Consider the following 13,545-nt stretch of genomic DNA (forward strand, 5'->3'; position numbering starts at 1 on the left):
TCTAGAAAGGCCAACAGCGGAAAATAAGCTACAAAACCTGTTTATAGCGCCGGTACACTTTTCAAAACACGGAGTTCGACGCTATAAACCGTGCTTTCGAAAGTCAGTCATTTTTCAGGTAGGCCACGATGGACAAATACGACCGCATGCTCCTCAGCGCCCTGTTGGAAAACGGTCGTGCGTCCTACGCCGATCTGGCGCGCAAGGTGAACCTGTCCGCTCCGGCGGTGGCCGAACGCGTTGCCAAACTTGAAGCCTGCGGGGTGATCACTGGTTACCAGGCGAAAGTCGACCTGTCCAAAATCGGCCTGCCGATCCAGTGCGTCATCGAACTGCGCCTGAACCAGCACGGTAATCAGAAAACCTACGACGAACTGATCAAAATCCCACAGCTCACCGAATGCCATCGCGTCACCGGCGACCCCTGCGTGATCATGCAAGCGGCGGTGGGCTCGATGCCGGAGCTGGAAGAGTTGATCAACCGGATCGCCACGTTCGGGTTCAGCAAGACCTCGATTGTGTTATCGAGTGCCATCGAAAAGCGCGTGCCGTTGGGTCAACTGGAGGGGAAATAGTGAGGCGACTGACGCCTTCGCGGGCAAGCCTCGCTCCTACGGTTTTTGAGGCGACCCCAATGTCGGGGCGCCCATAAATCTGTAGGAGCGAGGCTTGCCCGCGAAGAGGCCAGTAGAAACACTACAAGACCTTAAAACCCGCGATACCGCTTCAAATGCTCATTGATCTTCGCCGCCGGCACTTTCTGCAGGCTGCACAACAGATCATGGGACAACTCGCGCAATCCATGCTTTTGCCGCAGCTCTTGCGCCAGATGCGCCGTCAGGTTGGCGGCCATTTCCGCATCGGCCATGGCCCGGTGAGCCTTGCCGGTATTGGGCAGGCTGGCGAAGGTGGTGAGGGTGCCGAGTTTGTGGTTCGGCGCAGCGGGCATCAGGCGGCGGGCGAGTAACAGCGAGCAGGCAAAGTTCTGCAAGCGTGTACGTTTGATTCGCCCAAGCTCGTAGTCCCAGAACTTCTGGTCGAACGCAGCGTTGTGCGCCAGCAGCGGCGTGATGCCGACGAATTCGTTGACCTCGTTCATCACCTGCTCGGCCGAGGGTGCGGTGCGCAGCATGGCGTTGCTGATGCCGGTCAGTTGTTCGATGAACGCCGGCACCCGCACGCCGGCATTCATCAGGCTTTGGTAACGCTCGACGATGCGCCCCTGTTCAAGAATCACCACGGCAATTTCCGTGGCCCGGCAGCTGCTGCTCGGGGAGATCCCGGTGGTTTCAAAGTCGATGACTGCTATGCGTTCCAAACCTGTTTCAACTCCGTAAAAATCAATTCTTGAGCAGCAACGCGCCTTCGATCGGTACGTAACGACTGGCGGCGCGGATCAGCGAGTTGGCCGTCAGGCCCGGCACGCCGTAGGCCACCGCCTGCACGCCGTGCTTGGCGATGATGCGCTCCAGCAGCATGTCGAAATCGCCGTCGCCAGAGGCCAACACCACTTCGTCGACATGGTCGGCGGCGTCCATGATGTCGAGGGTGATGCCCACGTCCCAGTCGCCTTTGGCCGAACCGTCGCTGCGCTGGATGTAGGGCTTGAGCTTCACGACGAAGCCGAGGTTGCGCAGGATCTGCTGAAACTGCTGCTGTTTGCTGTCGCCACGATCGATCGCATAGGCGTAGGCCTCGACGATCTGCCCCTGCTTGCTGACGTCAGCCCACAAAGCGGCGTAGTTGAAGTGGCAACCATAGGCCTGACGCACGGTGTAGTAGAGGTTCTGGACATCGGCGAACACTGCGATTTTTTTCACCGTACATCCTCTCAGCGCGTTGGCGCGCGGGGTCGTGGCGCACAGGCGCGCGGGCTGGATCAGGCTCCAGGCCCGAAAAGTCGCCCAGTATGCCAGCCTGAAGGATTGTTCCGCGAACAATCGGCCCGGAGCGCCATGGCGCTCCGGACGAATGGCAGGTCAGATGAAGGAGTCGTCGTCATCGCCACCGAAGAACGATGAACCGTCATCGTCGTAATTCGCGTCGGTGAAACCGCCCTGATCGCTGGAGTTGTCAGCCACGCGCTGATCGTCGCCCCAACCGCTGCTATCGCTCTGATCGTTGACCTTGGCCGGTTCTTCCTTGATGACTTCAACCACTTCCGGCTGCTGATTGTGATGGAACAGGCTGCTGATGCCTTGCGCCAGCATCACGCCACCGGCCACACCTGCTGCCGTTTTCAACGCACCGCCGAGGAAACCGCTGCCGACAGGCTGTTGCGGTGCGTAATTCTGCTGAGGTGGCGCTCCGAAATTCTGCTGAGCAGGCGGTGCACCGAAGTTTTGCTGCGGCTGCGAGTTGAACGACGGCCGTCCTGGTTCACGCCAGCCGCCATTCGAGGGGGCTGCGCTTTGAGTCGGCGCAGGCTGCGGATCACGGGAAGCGCCGCCGAAAATGCTCGACAAAAAGCCGCCGCTTGGCGCCGGCGCCGCTGTCTGCGCCTTGGCCTGTTGCAGTTCGGCCTGCAATTGCTGCACTTGCTGGGTGAGTTGCTTGTTCTGTTCGTCGAGGCTCTTGATGGCTGCCTCTTGCACCAGAATCGCCTGGGTCATGAAATAGCCCGCCGCTGGTTGGCGAGTCAGGTGTTCCTTGATCCGCGCCTCGGCCTGGGCGTCGCGCGGGGCTGAGTCCGTTTCGGCCTGTTGCAGCCGGGAAAACAGTCCATCGATCAGGGTTTGTTCTTCGCTGTTCATGGCGACCTCGTAGATTGCCGGGAATATCATTGCCCTCACCCACAGTGGATAAGGTGCTCACCAGTAATGGGGCTGATACAGGATGTTTCAATGACCTTTACCGAACGTTTACGTTTGTGCCCCGAAGGGGTTGATCGGTTAAAGTGAGGCACTGCTTTCAACCTGCGATACCGACTGATGAATTCGTTCGATGTACTGCGTGACTCTCTGTATTTCTTCAAGCGCAATCTGAGCCAGATCGTGCAGCTATGCCTGCCGCTGGTGATTGTCGAGGCGCTGCTGCAACAAGTGGTCGACCGCTCCACCGGGCCGGACAGTTTCGCCGGCATCAGTGTAATTGTCGGCTTGCTGGTGTATCCGCTGTACACCGCCGCGCTGATCCTGTTTCTCGATGCCCGCAGCCGAGGAGAATCGCCGCGTACCCGCGACCTGTTGGCAGCCGCTGCGACCCTGTGGCCGCGCTTCGCCGTACTGACCGCCCTTAATACCCTGCTGATCCTGATCGGCCTGTCGCTGTATTTCCTGCCGGGCATCTGGCTGATGGTGACGCTGGCGTTCGGCGAGTACCTGTTGGTGCTGCGCGGCCTGGCACCGCTGGCGGCGATGAAGGAAAGCCTGCGCCTGACCCGCGGGCATTTCATACGCATTCTGGTGTGCATTCTGTGCGTGATGGGCCCGCTGTGGGTGCTCAAGGGAGCGACGCTGGCGGTTTACCCTGACCCGCAGAACCCGGTGATCTCGCTGCTGATCGACAGCGCCCACAGCTTCCTGCAGCTGTTCACCAGCGTGGTGCTGTTCCGTTTGTTCATGCTGATCGCCGATGCACCCGAGAAATCTGATGAGCGGCTCTGACCGCTCTACCCTTGGGCTTTGGCGCTGCTCTCGGTTATGCTCGGGGTCAATCTTGTAACGCGATAAGCCGAGCTATGCCCCGTCTACTGCGCTACACCCTGCTGGGCCTGCTGATCGCCATCAGCCTGATTGCATTGCTGATCTACAGCCTGACCTGGCGCCCCGACGCCAAGGAAACGCTGCCGGTCAGTTGCAACGCCCAGGCGCCGACGCTGGTGCCCGGCCAGGCGTTGAAGGTGATGACCTGGAACGTCCAGTATCTGGCCGGCAAGCGCTACGTGTTCTGGAACGACCTGGCCGCAGGAGACGACGAATCCCCTACACCTGAAGACATGGCCTTCAGCCTCGACGAAGTGGCGCGGGTGATTCGCGACGAGCAACCGGACATCGTGCTGTTGCAGGAACTCGATGACGGCGCCAAGGCCAGCGACTACCAGAACCAGTTCAAATTACTTCAGGATCGGGTCACCGACCTGTATCCGTGCACCACTCAGGCCTTCGACTGGAAAGCCGACTTCGTACCTGAGTCGCACATCTTCGGCAGCGTTGGCCGGCAATTGGCGACCCTGAGCCGCTACCGGATCGAACACGCCGAACGCCTGCAATTGCCGGTCGCGCCGGCCAATGTCATCAGCCGTCAGTTCAAGCCGAAAGACGCCTTGCTGGTCACGTACCTGGCATTGAACGACGGTGGCCAGATGGCCGTGCTCAACACCCATCTGGACCGTGCCACCCAGACCGACGATACCTTGCAAACCCAGGTGACCGCCGTGGCCAAGGTGCTCGACAAGTTCGAAAGCCGCGGCACGCCGTGGTTGATCGGTGGAGATTTCAACCTGTTGCCGCTGGGCCAGTATCAACGCCTGCCCGCCGAGCAACGCACGCCCTACTCTGCCGACAGCGCGCTGCATGTGCTGTGGGACAAATACCCGATGATCCCCACCAACAACGAAGCCAGCGGTATCGACCGGGCGCAATGGTTGACCCATTACCCGAATGATCCCGGCTTGAACGGGCCGGACCGGACCGTCGACTACCTGTTTTACAGCCCGCGCATCAAACGGGTCGAAGCGCGGGTGCGGCAGGACGATACGTTGCGCATTTCCGATCATTTGCCGGTGATTGCGCGGTTTCTGTTGCCGGCCGCGCCATAAAACACCTGTGGCGAGGGAGCTTGCTCCCGCTCGACTGCGCAGCAGTCGTAAACCGATTGACACCACGCACCTGAAAAATGATGTGACAGAATTTGGGGCTGCTTTGCAGCCCAACGGGAGCAAGCTCCCTCGCCACAAAAATCCGTGCCCTACTTACGAGGCTTAACCCGCGCCGTCGCCTCGGCCACCAGCGGATCATCCGGCCAGTAGTGCTTCGGATACCGCCCCTTCAAATCCTTCTTCACCTCGGCATAGGTGCTGCGCCAGAAGTTCGCCAGGTCCTGCGTCACCTGCACTGGCCGCCGCGCCGGGGACAACAGATGCAGTTTCACCACTTGCCGGCCGCCGGCAATCCGCGGAGTCTCGGCCAAGCCGAACAACTCCTGCAACCGCACCGCCAGAATCGGCGGCTGCTCGCTGTAATCCAGACGAATCGATGAGCCCGACGGCACGCTCAAATGATGCGGCGCCAGCTCATCCAGCCGTTGCGGCAACGGCCACGGCAGCAAGTTGTGAACGATGCTCGACAGGTCCAGATTGGCGAAGTGACTGAGCCGCGAGACTTTCCCCAGATAGGGCATCAGCCAGTGTTCGAGGCTTTTGAGCAATGTTGCGTCGCTGACATCCGGCCATTCGCTCTCGCCTTTACCCGCGAGATCCAACTGCCGCAACAACGCCACCCGCGCCTGCCACTGACGCAGCTCTGGCGTCCAGGGCAACAGCTCCAGACCTTTGCGCCGCACCAGATTCACCAACGCCTGACTGCGAGCACTTTCATCGAGCCCGGTCAGCGGTTCGCGGCTGAGGATCAACTCGCCGACCTTGCGCTGACGCTCGGCCCGCAGCACACCTTCGCGCTCATCCCAATCCAGTTGATCGACGCACCGCACCTGTTCGGCCAGCACGGAGTCGAACAGCGCCGGATCAAAATCCGTCGCCAGATAAATCCGTTCTTCACGCTGGCCCTGACGACTGCCCAGATCGGCGATCACCAGCCACGGTTGCTTCATCAGGCTGTCCGCCTCGGCAAACAACGCCGCACGACCGTTGGCCAGGCGATATTCAGCGCCACCGGCCCGCCGCTGTTGGGCGACCCGGTCGGGATAAGCCAATGCCAGCAACGCACCGAGCCAACGCGGATGTTCGGGGTCGCTGACCGGCTCCGACGCTTTGCCGCGCAAATAACCGCGATACTGTCGCGCCAGTTGCCGAGCTCGTTGAACACCGCCCTGCGCACCGCGAGCGGCCCGCTCTTCACCGGATAACAGCACCAGTCGGCTGTGCAGGTCCGCGCCAGCACCACGCAAGATATCGCGCTCACCAAGCAGTGCCGCGACATCACAGGCCATGTCGGCCAAACCGAGCGCCTGGCCACGCAACAGCAAATGGGCGATCCGTGGATGGGCCGGCAGTTCGGCCATGGCCTGACCATGACGGGTCAGCGCTTCTCCCTCCAGCGCACCCAAACGCTCAAGCAGATCCTGGGCCTGTGCATAAGCCGCTGCCGGAGGCACATCGAGCCAAACCAACTGCCCCGGCGTCACGCCCCAACGACCGAGTTGCAAGGCCAGCCCGGCAAGGTCCGCCGAGAGTATTTCCGCACTGGCGTAAGCCGCCAGTTGCTCGTGCTGATCCTGCGACCACAAGCGATAACACACACCGGGCTCCAAACGCCCGGCCCGGCCTGCACGCTGCGTTGCACTGGCTTTGGAGATCCGTTGGGTATCCAGGCGAGTCATGCCGCTGCCGGGGTCGAAACGCGGCACGCGCGCCAACCCGGCATCGATCACCACGCGCACGCCATTGATGGTCAGGCTGGTTTCGGCGATGTTGGTGGCCAGCACCACTTTGCGCTTGCCCGCAGGCGCCGGGTCAATCGCCGCCCGCTGCGCCGCCAGGTCCAGTTCGCCGTGCAGCGGGCACAGCAATACCGGCGTGCCCTCGCCCAAGGCATCGGCCAATTGTTGATGCACCCGCCGAATTTCCGCCTGCCCCGGCAGGAACACCAGCAGGCTGCCGGCTTCATCGTTCAGCGCGTCGAGGATGGTCTGCACCACCTTTGGCTCGATGAACTCACCGGGCTGAAACGGCCGGCCCCAGCGCATCGCCACCGGGTACATGCGACCTTCGCTGCGCAGGATTGGCGCGTCATCCAGTAACCCGGCCAGGCGTTCGCCTTCCAGGGTTGCCGACATCAAGAGGATCTTCAGCGGTTGATCGTCGCGGAACAGCTCCCGGCCATTCAGGCTCAGGGCCAGCGCCAGGTCGGCATCGAGGCTGCGCTCGTGGAATTCATCGAAAATCAGCAACCCCACGCCTTCCAGCGCCGGGTCATCCTGCAGGCGCCGGGTGAGGATGCCTTCGGTGACCACTTCGATGCGGGTATTGGGGCCGACCTTGCTGTCAAGACGAATGCGATAACCCACGGTTTCGCCGACCTTCTCGCCCAATTCACTGGCCAAGCGCTCCGCCGCCGCCCGCGCTGCCAACCGGCGCGGTTCGAGCATTAGAATGGTCTGCCCGGCCAGCCACGGCTCATTGAGCAAGGCCAACGGCACCCGGGTGGTTTTACCGGCACCGGGCGGTGCTTCGAGCACGGCTTCGTGGCGTGTAGCGAGGGCTTCACGCAGGGCGGGTAAAACTTCATCAATTGGCAAAGAAATCATGCTGGCTCCCAAACAGAGGGCCGAGTATAACGGCGTTCAGCGCGGTCCTAATTCATATCGACGATGCTTCGTTTCCAGATAACCCAGGAGATTTCAAATGCGTGCTCCCTTTCGCTTGATCGGCGGTGTATTGATCGCGTCCTTGCTGACCCAAATGACCGCCTGCGGTTCGATTTTCTACCCCGATCGCCGCGGCCAGATCGACGGCAAGATTGACCCGGCCATTGCCGCGCTGGATGCAGTGGGCCTGCTGTTCTATATCATCCCCGGCCTGATCGCCTTTGCAGTGGACTTCACCACGGGTGCCATTTACTTCGAGCCCGGCCGGACCGCCCAGGTGGCGCCGGAAAAACTCAAGGAAGCCATCGGCGCCGACGGCAAGGTCGATAACCACAAGTTGCAGACTATTCTCGAAAGTGAACTGGGCCGCAGCTTCCCGCTGGACGATCCGCGTCTGATCCAGCACAAGGGCAGCGCCCAGCAACTGGCTATGTTCGGCCTGCAACCGGCTGCATAATTCGTGCATTTGAAGGAACCACAGCACTGATGACGACCCCTACCGACCACGCCCGCCTGCTGCGGCTGGCGACGCGCGCCTCGGTGGCGGTCGCGTGCATATTGATCATCGCCAAAGCCATCGCCTGGTGGCTGAGCGGCTCGGTGAGCATGCTCGCCGGGTTAACCGACTCGGCACTCGACGGCATTAGCTCGCTGCTCAACCTGATGGCCGTGCATTACGCCTTGCGCCCGGCCGACGATGATCATCGATATGGGCACGGCAAGGCCGAATCACTGGCGGGCATGGCTCAGGCGCTGTTCATTGGTGGCAGTGCCGTGCTGATTTCCCTGCAGGCGATCGAACGGTTGAAACATCCGGAACCGATAGGCGCAGCGTGGCTCAGTATCGGGGTGATTGTGTTCTCCCTCGTCCTGACCGTGGCCCTGCTGATGTTGCAGCACCGGGTAATCAAGGCTACCGGCTCCAACGCGGTGAGCGCCGACTCCTTGCATTACCGCTCGGACCTGCTGCTCAACGGCGGTATTCTCGTAGCGCTGGTGCTGGCAGGGTTTGGCTGGCAGCAAGTCGACCCGTGGTTCGGCCTGGGGATCGCTGCTTACATCCTCTGGAGCGCGATTCAAATCGCCCGGGATAGTTTTGCAGTGCTGATGGATGAAGAATTGCCGACCGATGTCAGCCAGCACATGCTCGAACTGGCCTGCAGCGTACCGGGGGTTCTGGGTGCCCACGACTTGCGCACGCGGATTTCCGGCAACCAGTGGTTCGTGCAATTGCATCTGGAATTGCCGGGGGACTTGACCCTGTCAGTCGCCCACGGCATCAGCGATCAAGCCGCCGATGCGATTCATGCCGTCTACCCGCGAGCCGAAGTGCTGGTGCACGCCGACCCGCAGGAAGTGGTAAAGACCGCCAAGGCTCAGTAACTCACCTGATAACCGCGACTGCTCAGGCAGTTGCCCTGGGCCTGTCGGTAAACTTGCACCACCGACGGATCCGGTCGGTAGGTGGCAGTACGTGGATCGAAACCGCTCTGTTGCACGGCCCAGCGATAACATTCATAAGCGTCCCGGCTGACTTCCTCCGGCGACTGGCCGTTGGCTGGGTACGCCACCACGTCATAACCATTGCTCACCGGTGGCGGCTGCACAGGAGGGTCGACCACGACGTAATCCTGAGTGCTCTCCTGATAGGCGTAATATGCGCCGGCCGCCAGGAACAACAGCGTGCCGCCGATCCACACTTCACGGGCGTAATCGGGCAAGTAGCTGACGCGAATCCCGCGAGGCGGCTGAACCACCACATAACGCGGGCCTTGCGGGCGATACCAGTAGCCACCGGAATAGAAATAATCCTGGCCACGATACGGCACGCGGAAGTGACGCTCCTCCGGGAAGCGATCGATCACGTACCCAGGACGATACTGCGGGCCGGGGCCCCAGCCTGTGCCGTGCCCCTCCGGACGACCGGGCCAGCGACGGTCATCGTGACGCGGCTCCCGCCCCCCGGTCTGCCATGGCTGGTTGTGATTGTTACGCCACGGTTCGTCCTGATAGTAGCCACGCCGCGGTTCCTGGGTCTGGCGCACGGTATCGGGCCGACCCTGGATTGGCAGATTGTTACTCGGCTGTTGCGGCGCTCGCTCCTGAACGTTTGGATCGTGTAGCGGACGGTTCTGCCACTGGCCACCCTGAACGCTGGAGTCGTGCGGCGTACGGTTCTGCCACTGGCCGCCCTGATTGTTGGACTCGTGCGGCGCCCGGTTCTGCCACTGGCCGCCCTGATTCTGGTCGTGGCGTTCGAATTGGCGGCTGTTGTCGCCACGAATGATTTCGGTGTTCTGCGGGCGTGGCTGATTGCTGCCGCCATGGCCCTGGCCCTGTTCATTGCCCCGATGATCAGGCCCACGCTGCCCGCCATCGGGGCCGCGGTTCTGTGGTTCATCGGCAAGCGATTGTGCAGTGACACTCACACACAGCAAACCAACACCGGCCAAACGCCAGATGCGCGATTTCATGCTTTTCCTCACGGCGGGTTAGGGCCTGTACGTAAGACTGGGAAAGCGCAGGCCGGTTCTGCAACAGGTTATCAGTCACGTAACTTTTTTATTGAGCGGCTTTTTATTAAGGGCATGCCAAATTGCGGGCAAGAAAAAAGGGAGACCCGTCGGCCTCCCTTTGAGAACTTCGTCCGTGCTCGACGCTTATGACGTCGGCTCACCTCACGCCGTCTTCTGGACAGTGTGTAGCTCGGGGGCCGACGCATCCCCGGTGGGGGTGGCGACCGCAGCTGGCCTGATTGGGCGAGCCGCACTGGACTGTTTGTCCGAGCAGTGATTCTGGTGATAAGAATAGGCCCGGAGCACCGACAGAGGATTGCGAAGATTGCTCAAATAAACATCACTTGCGCAATTTTTAACTCAGGATAGATAATCTGCCGCAATAGTTATGACAAAGGCCTGATTGATGAGCAAACTCGACCGATACGACCTGAGTATTTTGGCGGAATTACAGCGCGACGCGCGCATCTCCAATCAGGAGCTGGCCGAACGCATCGGCCTGTCGCCTTCGCCTTGCTCGCGGCGGGTCAAGCAACTGGAAGACGACGGCTACATCTCCCGCCAGGTCGCCTTGCTGGACCGCAAGATGCTCGGCCTGAGCCTGACCGCCTACGTGCTGATCGGCATGGACCGCCATACACCCGAGCGTTTCGAGAACTTCGAAGCCGCCATTCGCACATTACCGCAAGTGCTGGAATGCAGCCTGGTGACCGGGATGGACGCGGATTATCAGCTCAAGGTGGTGGTGCCGGACATGGATCACTATCAGAAGCTGCTGCTGGGGCATCTGACCCGGATTGAAGGGGTGACGAGTGTACGGTCGAGTTTTGTGTTGAACCAGGTGCTCAATAGCACGGAGTTGCCTTTAACTCATTTGCGCAGCTGAGAATGCTTTGTGGCGAGGGAGCTTGCTCCCGTTCGGCTGCGAAGCAGTCGCAAAACCAGTGAACGCAGTGTGCCAGATTAAACCCGGTCGCTGATTTTGGGGCCGCTTCGCGCCCCAGCGGGAGCAAGCTCCCTCGCCACAATCCGACGCAGGTCAATACCCCGCCAATCCCCCTTGGCGTATACTCCTCCCGCCTTTTTAGCCCCGCCCGCGCTGGAGATGTTCAATGGATCCTGCAGTTTTTGAAGAGTGGATGATGACTGGCCTGGTCAGCATCCTGATCATTTTCATGGGTTTCATCGTCTGGGATCTGGCAAAAAAATCCAAAGCCGGACGCTTCGGCTCGTTCATTCTGTTCTTTGTGCTGGGGTTGGGTGTGGCCGCATTCGTGATCAAAAGCGTGGTCATCGGCCTGATCGAATCCGGCACGCTATAAACGCGCCGGCACTTCCTTCCACTGTCCCTGATCGAGCCCTTCGATCGACCAGTCACCGATTTTGACCCGCACCAGGCGCAACGTCGGCAAGCCGACCGCCGCAGTCATGCGCCGCACCTGACGGTTGCGCCCCTCGCGAATCACCAACTCCAGCCAACTGGTGGGCACGCTTTTGCGAAAACGCACAGGCGGGTTGCGCGGCCACAGCTCAGGTTCTTCAAGCTGCCGCGCCTCGGCGGGCAAGGTCATACCGTCGTTCAGCTCGACGCCCTCGCGCAAACGCTGCAACTGCTCGGCGGTTGGCTCGCCTTCCACTTGCACCCAGTAAGTCTTGGCCAGTTTGTGTTTCGGGTCGGCAATCCGCGCCTGCAGCTGGCCGTCGTTGGTCAGCAGCAGCAAGCCTTCGCTGTCGCGGTCCAGCCGTCCTGCCGGGTAAATCCCCGGAATCTCGATAAAGTCCTTGAGCGTCGCCCGCCCTTCGCCGTCGCTGAATTGCGTCAGCACATCGAAAGGTTTGTTGAACAGAATCAGCTTCGGCTCGGCCGGGGGCGCTTTGGCGATACGGCGCGGGGCGGAAGAAGATGACACAGGCTTCACGCCAGGGCGGCGGGAAACGGGACGTTGAGGACGGGACATGGCGAGAAGAACATCTAACGGTCAGGGCTGCTAATGCTAGTGCCCCAACCGTCAAATGACCATGAGAACAATCAGCGGAACGGCGGCTCGTCGAAGCTGCGCAGTTTGCGTGAGTGCAGCGAGTTGAGCTCGGTGCGCAACAGATCCACCGCCTCGATGCCGATCTTCAAGTGCTGGCTGACCGCGCGCTCATAGAACGCGTTGGCCGACCCCGGCAGTTTGATTTCGCTGTGCAGCGGTTTATCCGACACACAGAGCAACGTGCCATAGGGCACCCGCAAGCGATATCCCTGGGCCGCAATCGTGCCGCTTTCCATGTCCACCGCCACGGCGCGGGACAGGTTGATCAGCGGACGCTCCTGCGCCCAGCGCAGCTCCCAGTTACGGTCGTCGTAGGTCAACACGGTGCCGGTACGCAGGCGTTTTTTCAGTTCGTCGCCCTTCTCACCGGTGATGTTGGCCGCCGCTTGCTGCAACGCCAACTGCACTTCGGCCAAGGCCGGAATCGGAATGTTCGGTGGCACCACCCGGTCGAGAATCCCGTCGCGACGCATGTAAGCGTGTGCCAGCACGTAATCGCCAATGGTCTGCGACTGACGCAAGCCGCCGCAGTGGCCGATCATCAGCCAGCAATGCGGACGCAGCACGGCCAAATGGTCGGTGATGTTCTTGGCGTTGGACGGGCCGACGCCGATGTTCACCAGGGTCACGCCATGGCCGTCGCTGGCGATCAGGTGATAGGCCGGCATCTGGTAACGATGCCAGACCACGCCAGCGGCAATCGCCGAGGCTTCGCCGTGGTCCATGCCCTTTTCGATGATCACGTTGCCCGGCAACACCATGCGTACAAAACGCGGGTCTTTGCGCAGTTGTTCCAGGCCATGAACGATGAACTGGTCGACGTAACGGTGGTAGTTGGTCAGCAGAATCCACGGCTGCACATGCCGCCAGTCGCTGCCGGTGTAGTGCACCAGTCGGCGCAGGGAGAAGTCCACCCGCGCGGCATCGAACAGGGCCAATGGCAGCGGGTCGGTGTTTTCCCAATCGTACAAGCCATCAGCGATGCCATCGGTGGCGGCCGACAGATCCGTACTCGGGAACACCCGCGCCAGTACCGCCGCCGTAACGCCAGAGCCGGCCAGTTCATCGCCCTGCTCGACCACATACGGATAAGGAATGTTTTGCTGGCTGACGCCGACTTCCACGGTCACGGTGAAGTCGTGCATCAACGGAACGAGTTGCTCCAGCAGGTATTTGCGAAAGGCTGCTGGATGAGTGACGGTGACGCTGTAGGTCCCCGGCAATTGAACCTTGGCATAGGCGCGAGTGGTCTGTGGGACTTCGCCCTGGCAGAGGTAGGTCAGACGCAACTCGGGATAACGAAACAGGGCACGCTGTTCAGCGTCCGGCTCGACGCGATCCTTGAGATAACGCTTGAGCGCTTGATTCAGCGCTGTGGTTGCACGCTCGTGCAAGACAGCAAGCCGATCAACGGCTTGCTCGGCGGTTTGAACGACAATAAACGCTTCGGTCACGATCAGCTTCCTGTGTTCTGACTTGCAGACCTTCATCTTGCCTGCATCATC

Annotated in this window: 14 protein-coding genes; 7 read left to right on the forward strand and 7 right to left on the reverse strand. The window is 60.9% G+C overall.

Features of this window, described 5'->3' with window-relative positions:
* Positions 1 to 128: 128 nt before the first annotated feature.
* Entirely contained in the window at positions 129 to 575 is a 447-nt protein-coding gene (locus LOY28_RS25875) for an Lrp/AsnC family transcriptional regulator (protein ID WP_018925785.1), read from the forward strand.
* A gap of 131 nt (positions 576 to 706) precedes the next feature.
* Here the strand turns inward: LOY28_RS25875 and LOY28_RS25880 are convergent, their stop codons facing one another.
* The 3 genes from LOY28_RS25880 to LOY28_RS25890 all read right to left on the reverse strand — a co-directional run bounded on the left by LOY28_RS25880 (position 707) and on the right by LOY28_RS25890 (position 2,753).
* Positions 707 to 1,318, reverse strand: a complete 612-nt coding sequence (locus tag LOY28_RS25880) for a PolC-type DNA polymerase III (RefSeq protein WP_018925784.1) — start codon at positions 1,316 to 1,318, stop codon at positions 707 to 709.
* Positions 1,319 to 1,340: 22 nt separating this feature from the next.
* A complete protein-coding gene (locus tag LOY28_RS25885) occupies positions 1,341 to 1,820 on the reverse strand; it encodes an NYN domain-containing protein (protein ID WP_018925783.1) in 480 nt (159 codons plus the stop codon).
* Positions 1,821 to 1,979: 159 nt separating this feature from the next.
* Positions 1,980 to 2,753 (reverse strand): DUF2076 domain-containing protein, encoded by a 774-nt coding sequence (locus LOY28_RS25890; protein WP_019650906.1) that lies wholly within the window; start codon positions 2,751 to 2,753, stop codon positions 1,980 to 1,982.
* Between the two features lie 177 nt (positions 2,754 to 2,930).
* Here LOY28_RS25890 and LOY28_RS25895 point away from each other — a divergent pair, with 177 nt between their 5' ends.
* Positions 2,931 to 3,605 (forward strand): YciC family protein, encoded by a 675-nt coding sequence (locus tag LOY28_RS25895; protein WP_019581325.1) that lies wholly within the window; start codon positions 2,931 to 2,933, stop codon positions 3,603 to 3,605.
* A 74-nt stretch (positions 3,606 to 3,679) separates the two neighbouring features.
* Positions 3,680 to 4,759, forward strand: coding sequence for an endonuclease/exonuclease/phosphatase family protein (locus tag LOY28_RS25900; protein WP_258612710.1), 1,080 nt, complete (start codon positions 3,680 to 3,682; stop codon positions 4,757 to 4,759).
* A 149-nt stretch (positions 4,760 to 4,908) separates the two neighbouring features.
* Here LOY28_RS25900 and hrpB read toward each other — a convergent pair whose 3' ends face one another.
* Positions 4,909 to 7,425, reverse strand: a complete 2,517-nt coding sequence (gene hrpB, locus LOY28_RS25905) for an ATP-dependent helicase HrpB (RefSeq protein ID WP_258612711.1) — start codon at positions 7,423 to 7,425, stop codon at positions 4,909 to 4,911.
* A gap of 97 nt (positions 7,426 to 7,522) precedes the next feature.
* Here hrpB and LOY28_RS25910 point away from each other — a divergent pair, with 97 nt between their 5' ends.
* Positions 7,523 to 7,942 (forward strand): hypothetical protein, encoded by a 420-nt coding sequence (locus LOY28_RS25910; protein ID WP_018925778.1) that lies wholly within the window; start codon positions 7,523 to 7,525, stop codon positions 7,940 to 7,942.
* Positions 7,943 to 7,971: 29 nt separating this feature from the next.
* A complete protein-coding gene (locus LOY28_RS25915) occupies positions 7,972 to 8,868 on the forward strand; it encodes a cation diffusion facilitator family transporter (RefSeq protein ID WP_018925777.1) in 897 nt (298 codons plus the stop codon).
* On the opposite strand, the gene LOY28_RS25920 is transcribed toward LOY28_RS25915, so the two are convergent.
* Positions 8,862 to 9,959, reverse strand: a complete 1,098-nt coding sequence (locus LOY28_RS25920; RefSeq protein ID WP_018925776.1) for a DUF6515 family protein — start codon at positions 9,957 to 9,959, stop codon at positions 8,862 to 8,864. The two genes, LOY28_RS25915 and LOY28_RS25920, sit on opposite strands and share 7 nt — an antisense overlap.
* Positions 9,960 to 10,407: 448 nt before the next feature.
* Here LOY28_RS25920 and LOY28_RS25925 point away from each other — a divergent pair, with 448 nt between their 5' ends.
* Together LOY28_RS25925 and LOY28_RS25930 are read left to right on the forward strand one after the other, a co-directional pair.
* Positions 10,408 to 10,887: an Lrp/AsnC family transcriptional regulator gene (locus LOY28_RS25925; RefSeq protein WP_007937367.1), complete on the forward strand. Its 480-nt coding sequence runs from the start codon at positions 10,408 to 10,410 to the stop codon at positions 10,885 to 10,887.
* Positions 10,888 to 11,113: 226 nt separating this feature from the next.
* Positions 11,114 to 11,323, forward strand: a complete 210-nt coding sequence (locus tag LOY28_RS25930) for a DUF2788 domain-containing protein (RefSeq protein ID WP_007937369.1) — start codon at positions 11,114 to 11,116, stop codon at positions 11,321 to 11,323.
* Here LOY28_RS25930 and LOY28_RS25935 read toward each other — a convergent pair.
* A complete protein-coding gene (locus LOY28_RS25935) occupies positions 11,318 to 11,884 on the reverse strand; it encodes a pseudouridine synthase (protein ID WP_258614509.1) in 567 nt (188 codons plus the stop codon). The genes LOY28_RS25930 and LOY28_RS25935 overlap by 6 nt on opposite strands.
* Positions 11,885 to 12,030: 146 nt before the next feature.
* On the reverse strand, positions 12,031 to 13,530 hold the full coding sequence (gene amn / locus LOY28_RS25940; RefSeq protein ID WP_018925774.1) for an AMP nucleosidase: 1,500 nt from the start codon (positions 13,528 to 13,530) through the stop codon (positions 12,031 to 12,033).
* Between the last annotated feature and the right edge of the window lie 15 nt (positions 13,531 to 13,545).

It is taken from the genome of Pseudomonas sp. B21-017, assembly GCF_024749245.1.
In the GTDB taxonomy this organism is placed as follows: domain Bacteria; phylum Pseudomonadota; class Gammaproteobacteria; order Pseudomonadales; family Pseudomonadaceae; genus Aquipseudomonas.

Coding starts and splice junctions, on each gene's coding strand:
- LOY28_RS25920 (WP_018925776.1), bottom strand. CDS start 9,959: ATGAAATCGCGCATCTGGCGTTTGGCCGGTGTTGGTTTGCTGTGTGTG.
- LOY28_RS25900 (WP_258612710.1), top strand. CDS start 3,680: ATGCCCCGTCTACTGCGCTACACCCTGCTGGGCCTGCTGATCGCCATC.
- LOY28_RS25915 (WP_018925777.1), top strand. CDS start 7,972: ATGACGACCCCTACCGACCACGCCCGCCTGCTGCGGCTGGCGACGCGC.
- LOY28_RS25895 (WP_019581325.1), top strand. CDS start 2,931: ATGAATTCGTTCGATGTACTGCGTGACTCTCTGTATTTCTTCAAGCGC.
- hrpB (WP_258612711.1), bottom strand. CDS start 7,425: ATGATTTCTTTGCCAATTGATGAAGTTTTACCCGCCCTGCGTGAAGCC.
- LOY28_RS25875 (WP_018925785.1), top strand. CDS start 129: ATGGACAAATACGACCGCATGCTCCTCAGCGCCCTGTTGGAAAACGGT.
- amn (WP_018925774.1), bottom strand. CDS start 13,530: ATGAAGGTCTGCAAGTCAGAACACAGGAAGCTGATCGTGACCGAAGCG.
- LOY28_RS25925 (WP_007937367.1), top strand. CDS start 10,408: ATGAGCAAACTCGACCGATACGACCTGAGTATTTTGGCGGAATTACAG.
- LOY28_RS25930 (WP_007937369.1), top strand. CDS start 11,114: ATGGATCCTGCAGTTTTTGAAGAGTGGATGATGACTGGCCTGGTCAGC.
- LOY28_RS25910 (WP_018925778.1), top strand. CDS start 7,523: ATGCGTGCTCCCTTTCGCTTGATCGGCGGTGTATTGATCGCGTCCTTG.
- LOY28_RS25890 (WP_019650906.1), bottom strand. CDS start 2,753: ATGAACAGCGAAGAACAAACCCTGATCGATGGACTGTTTTCCCGGCTG.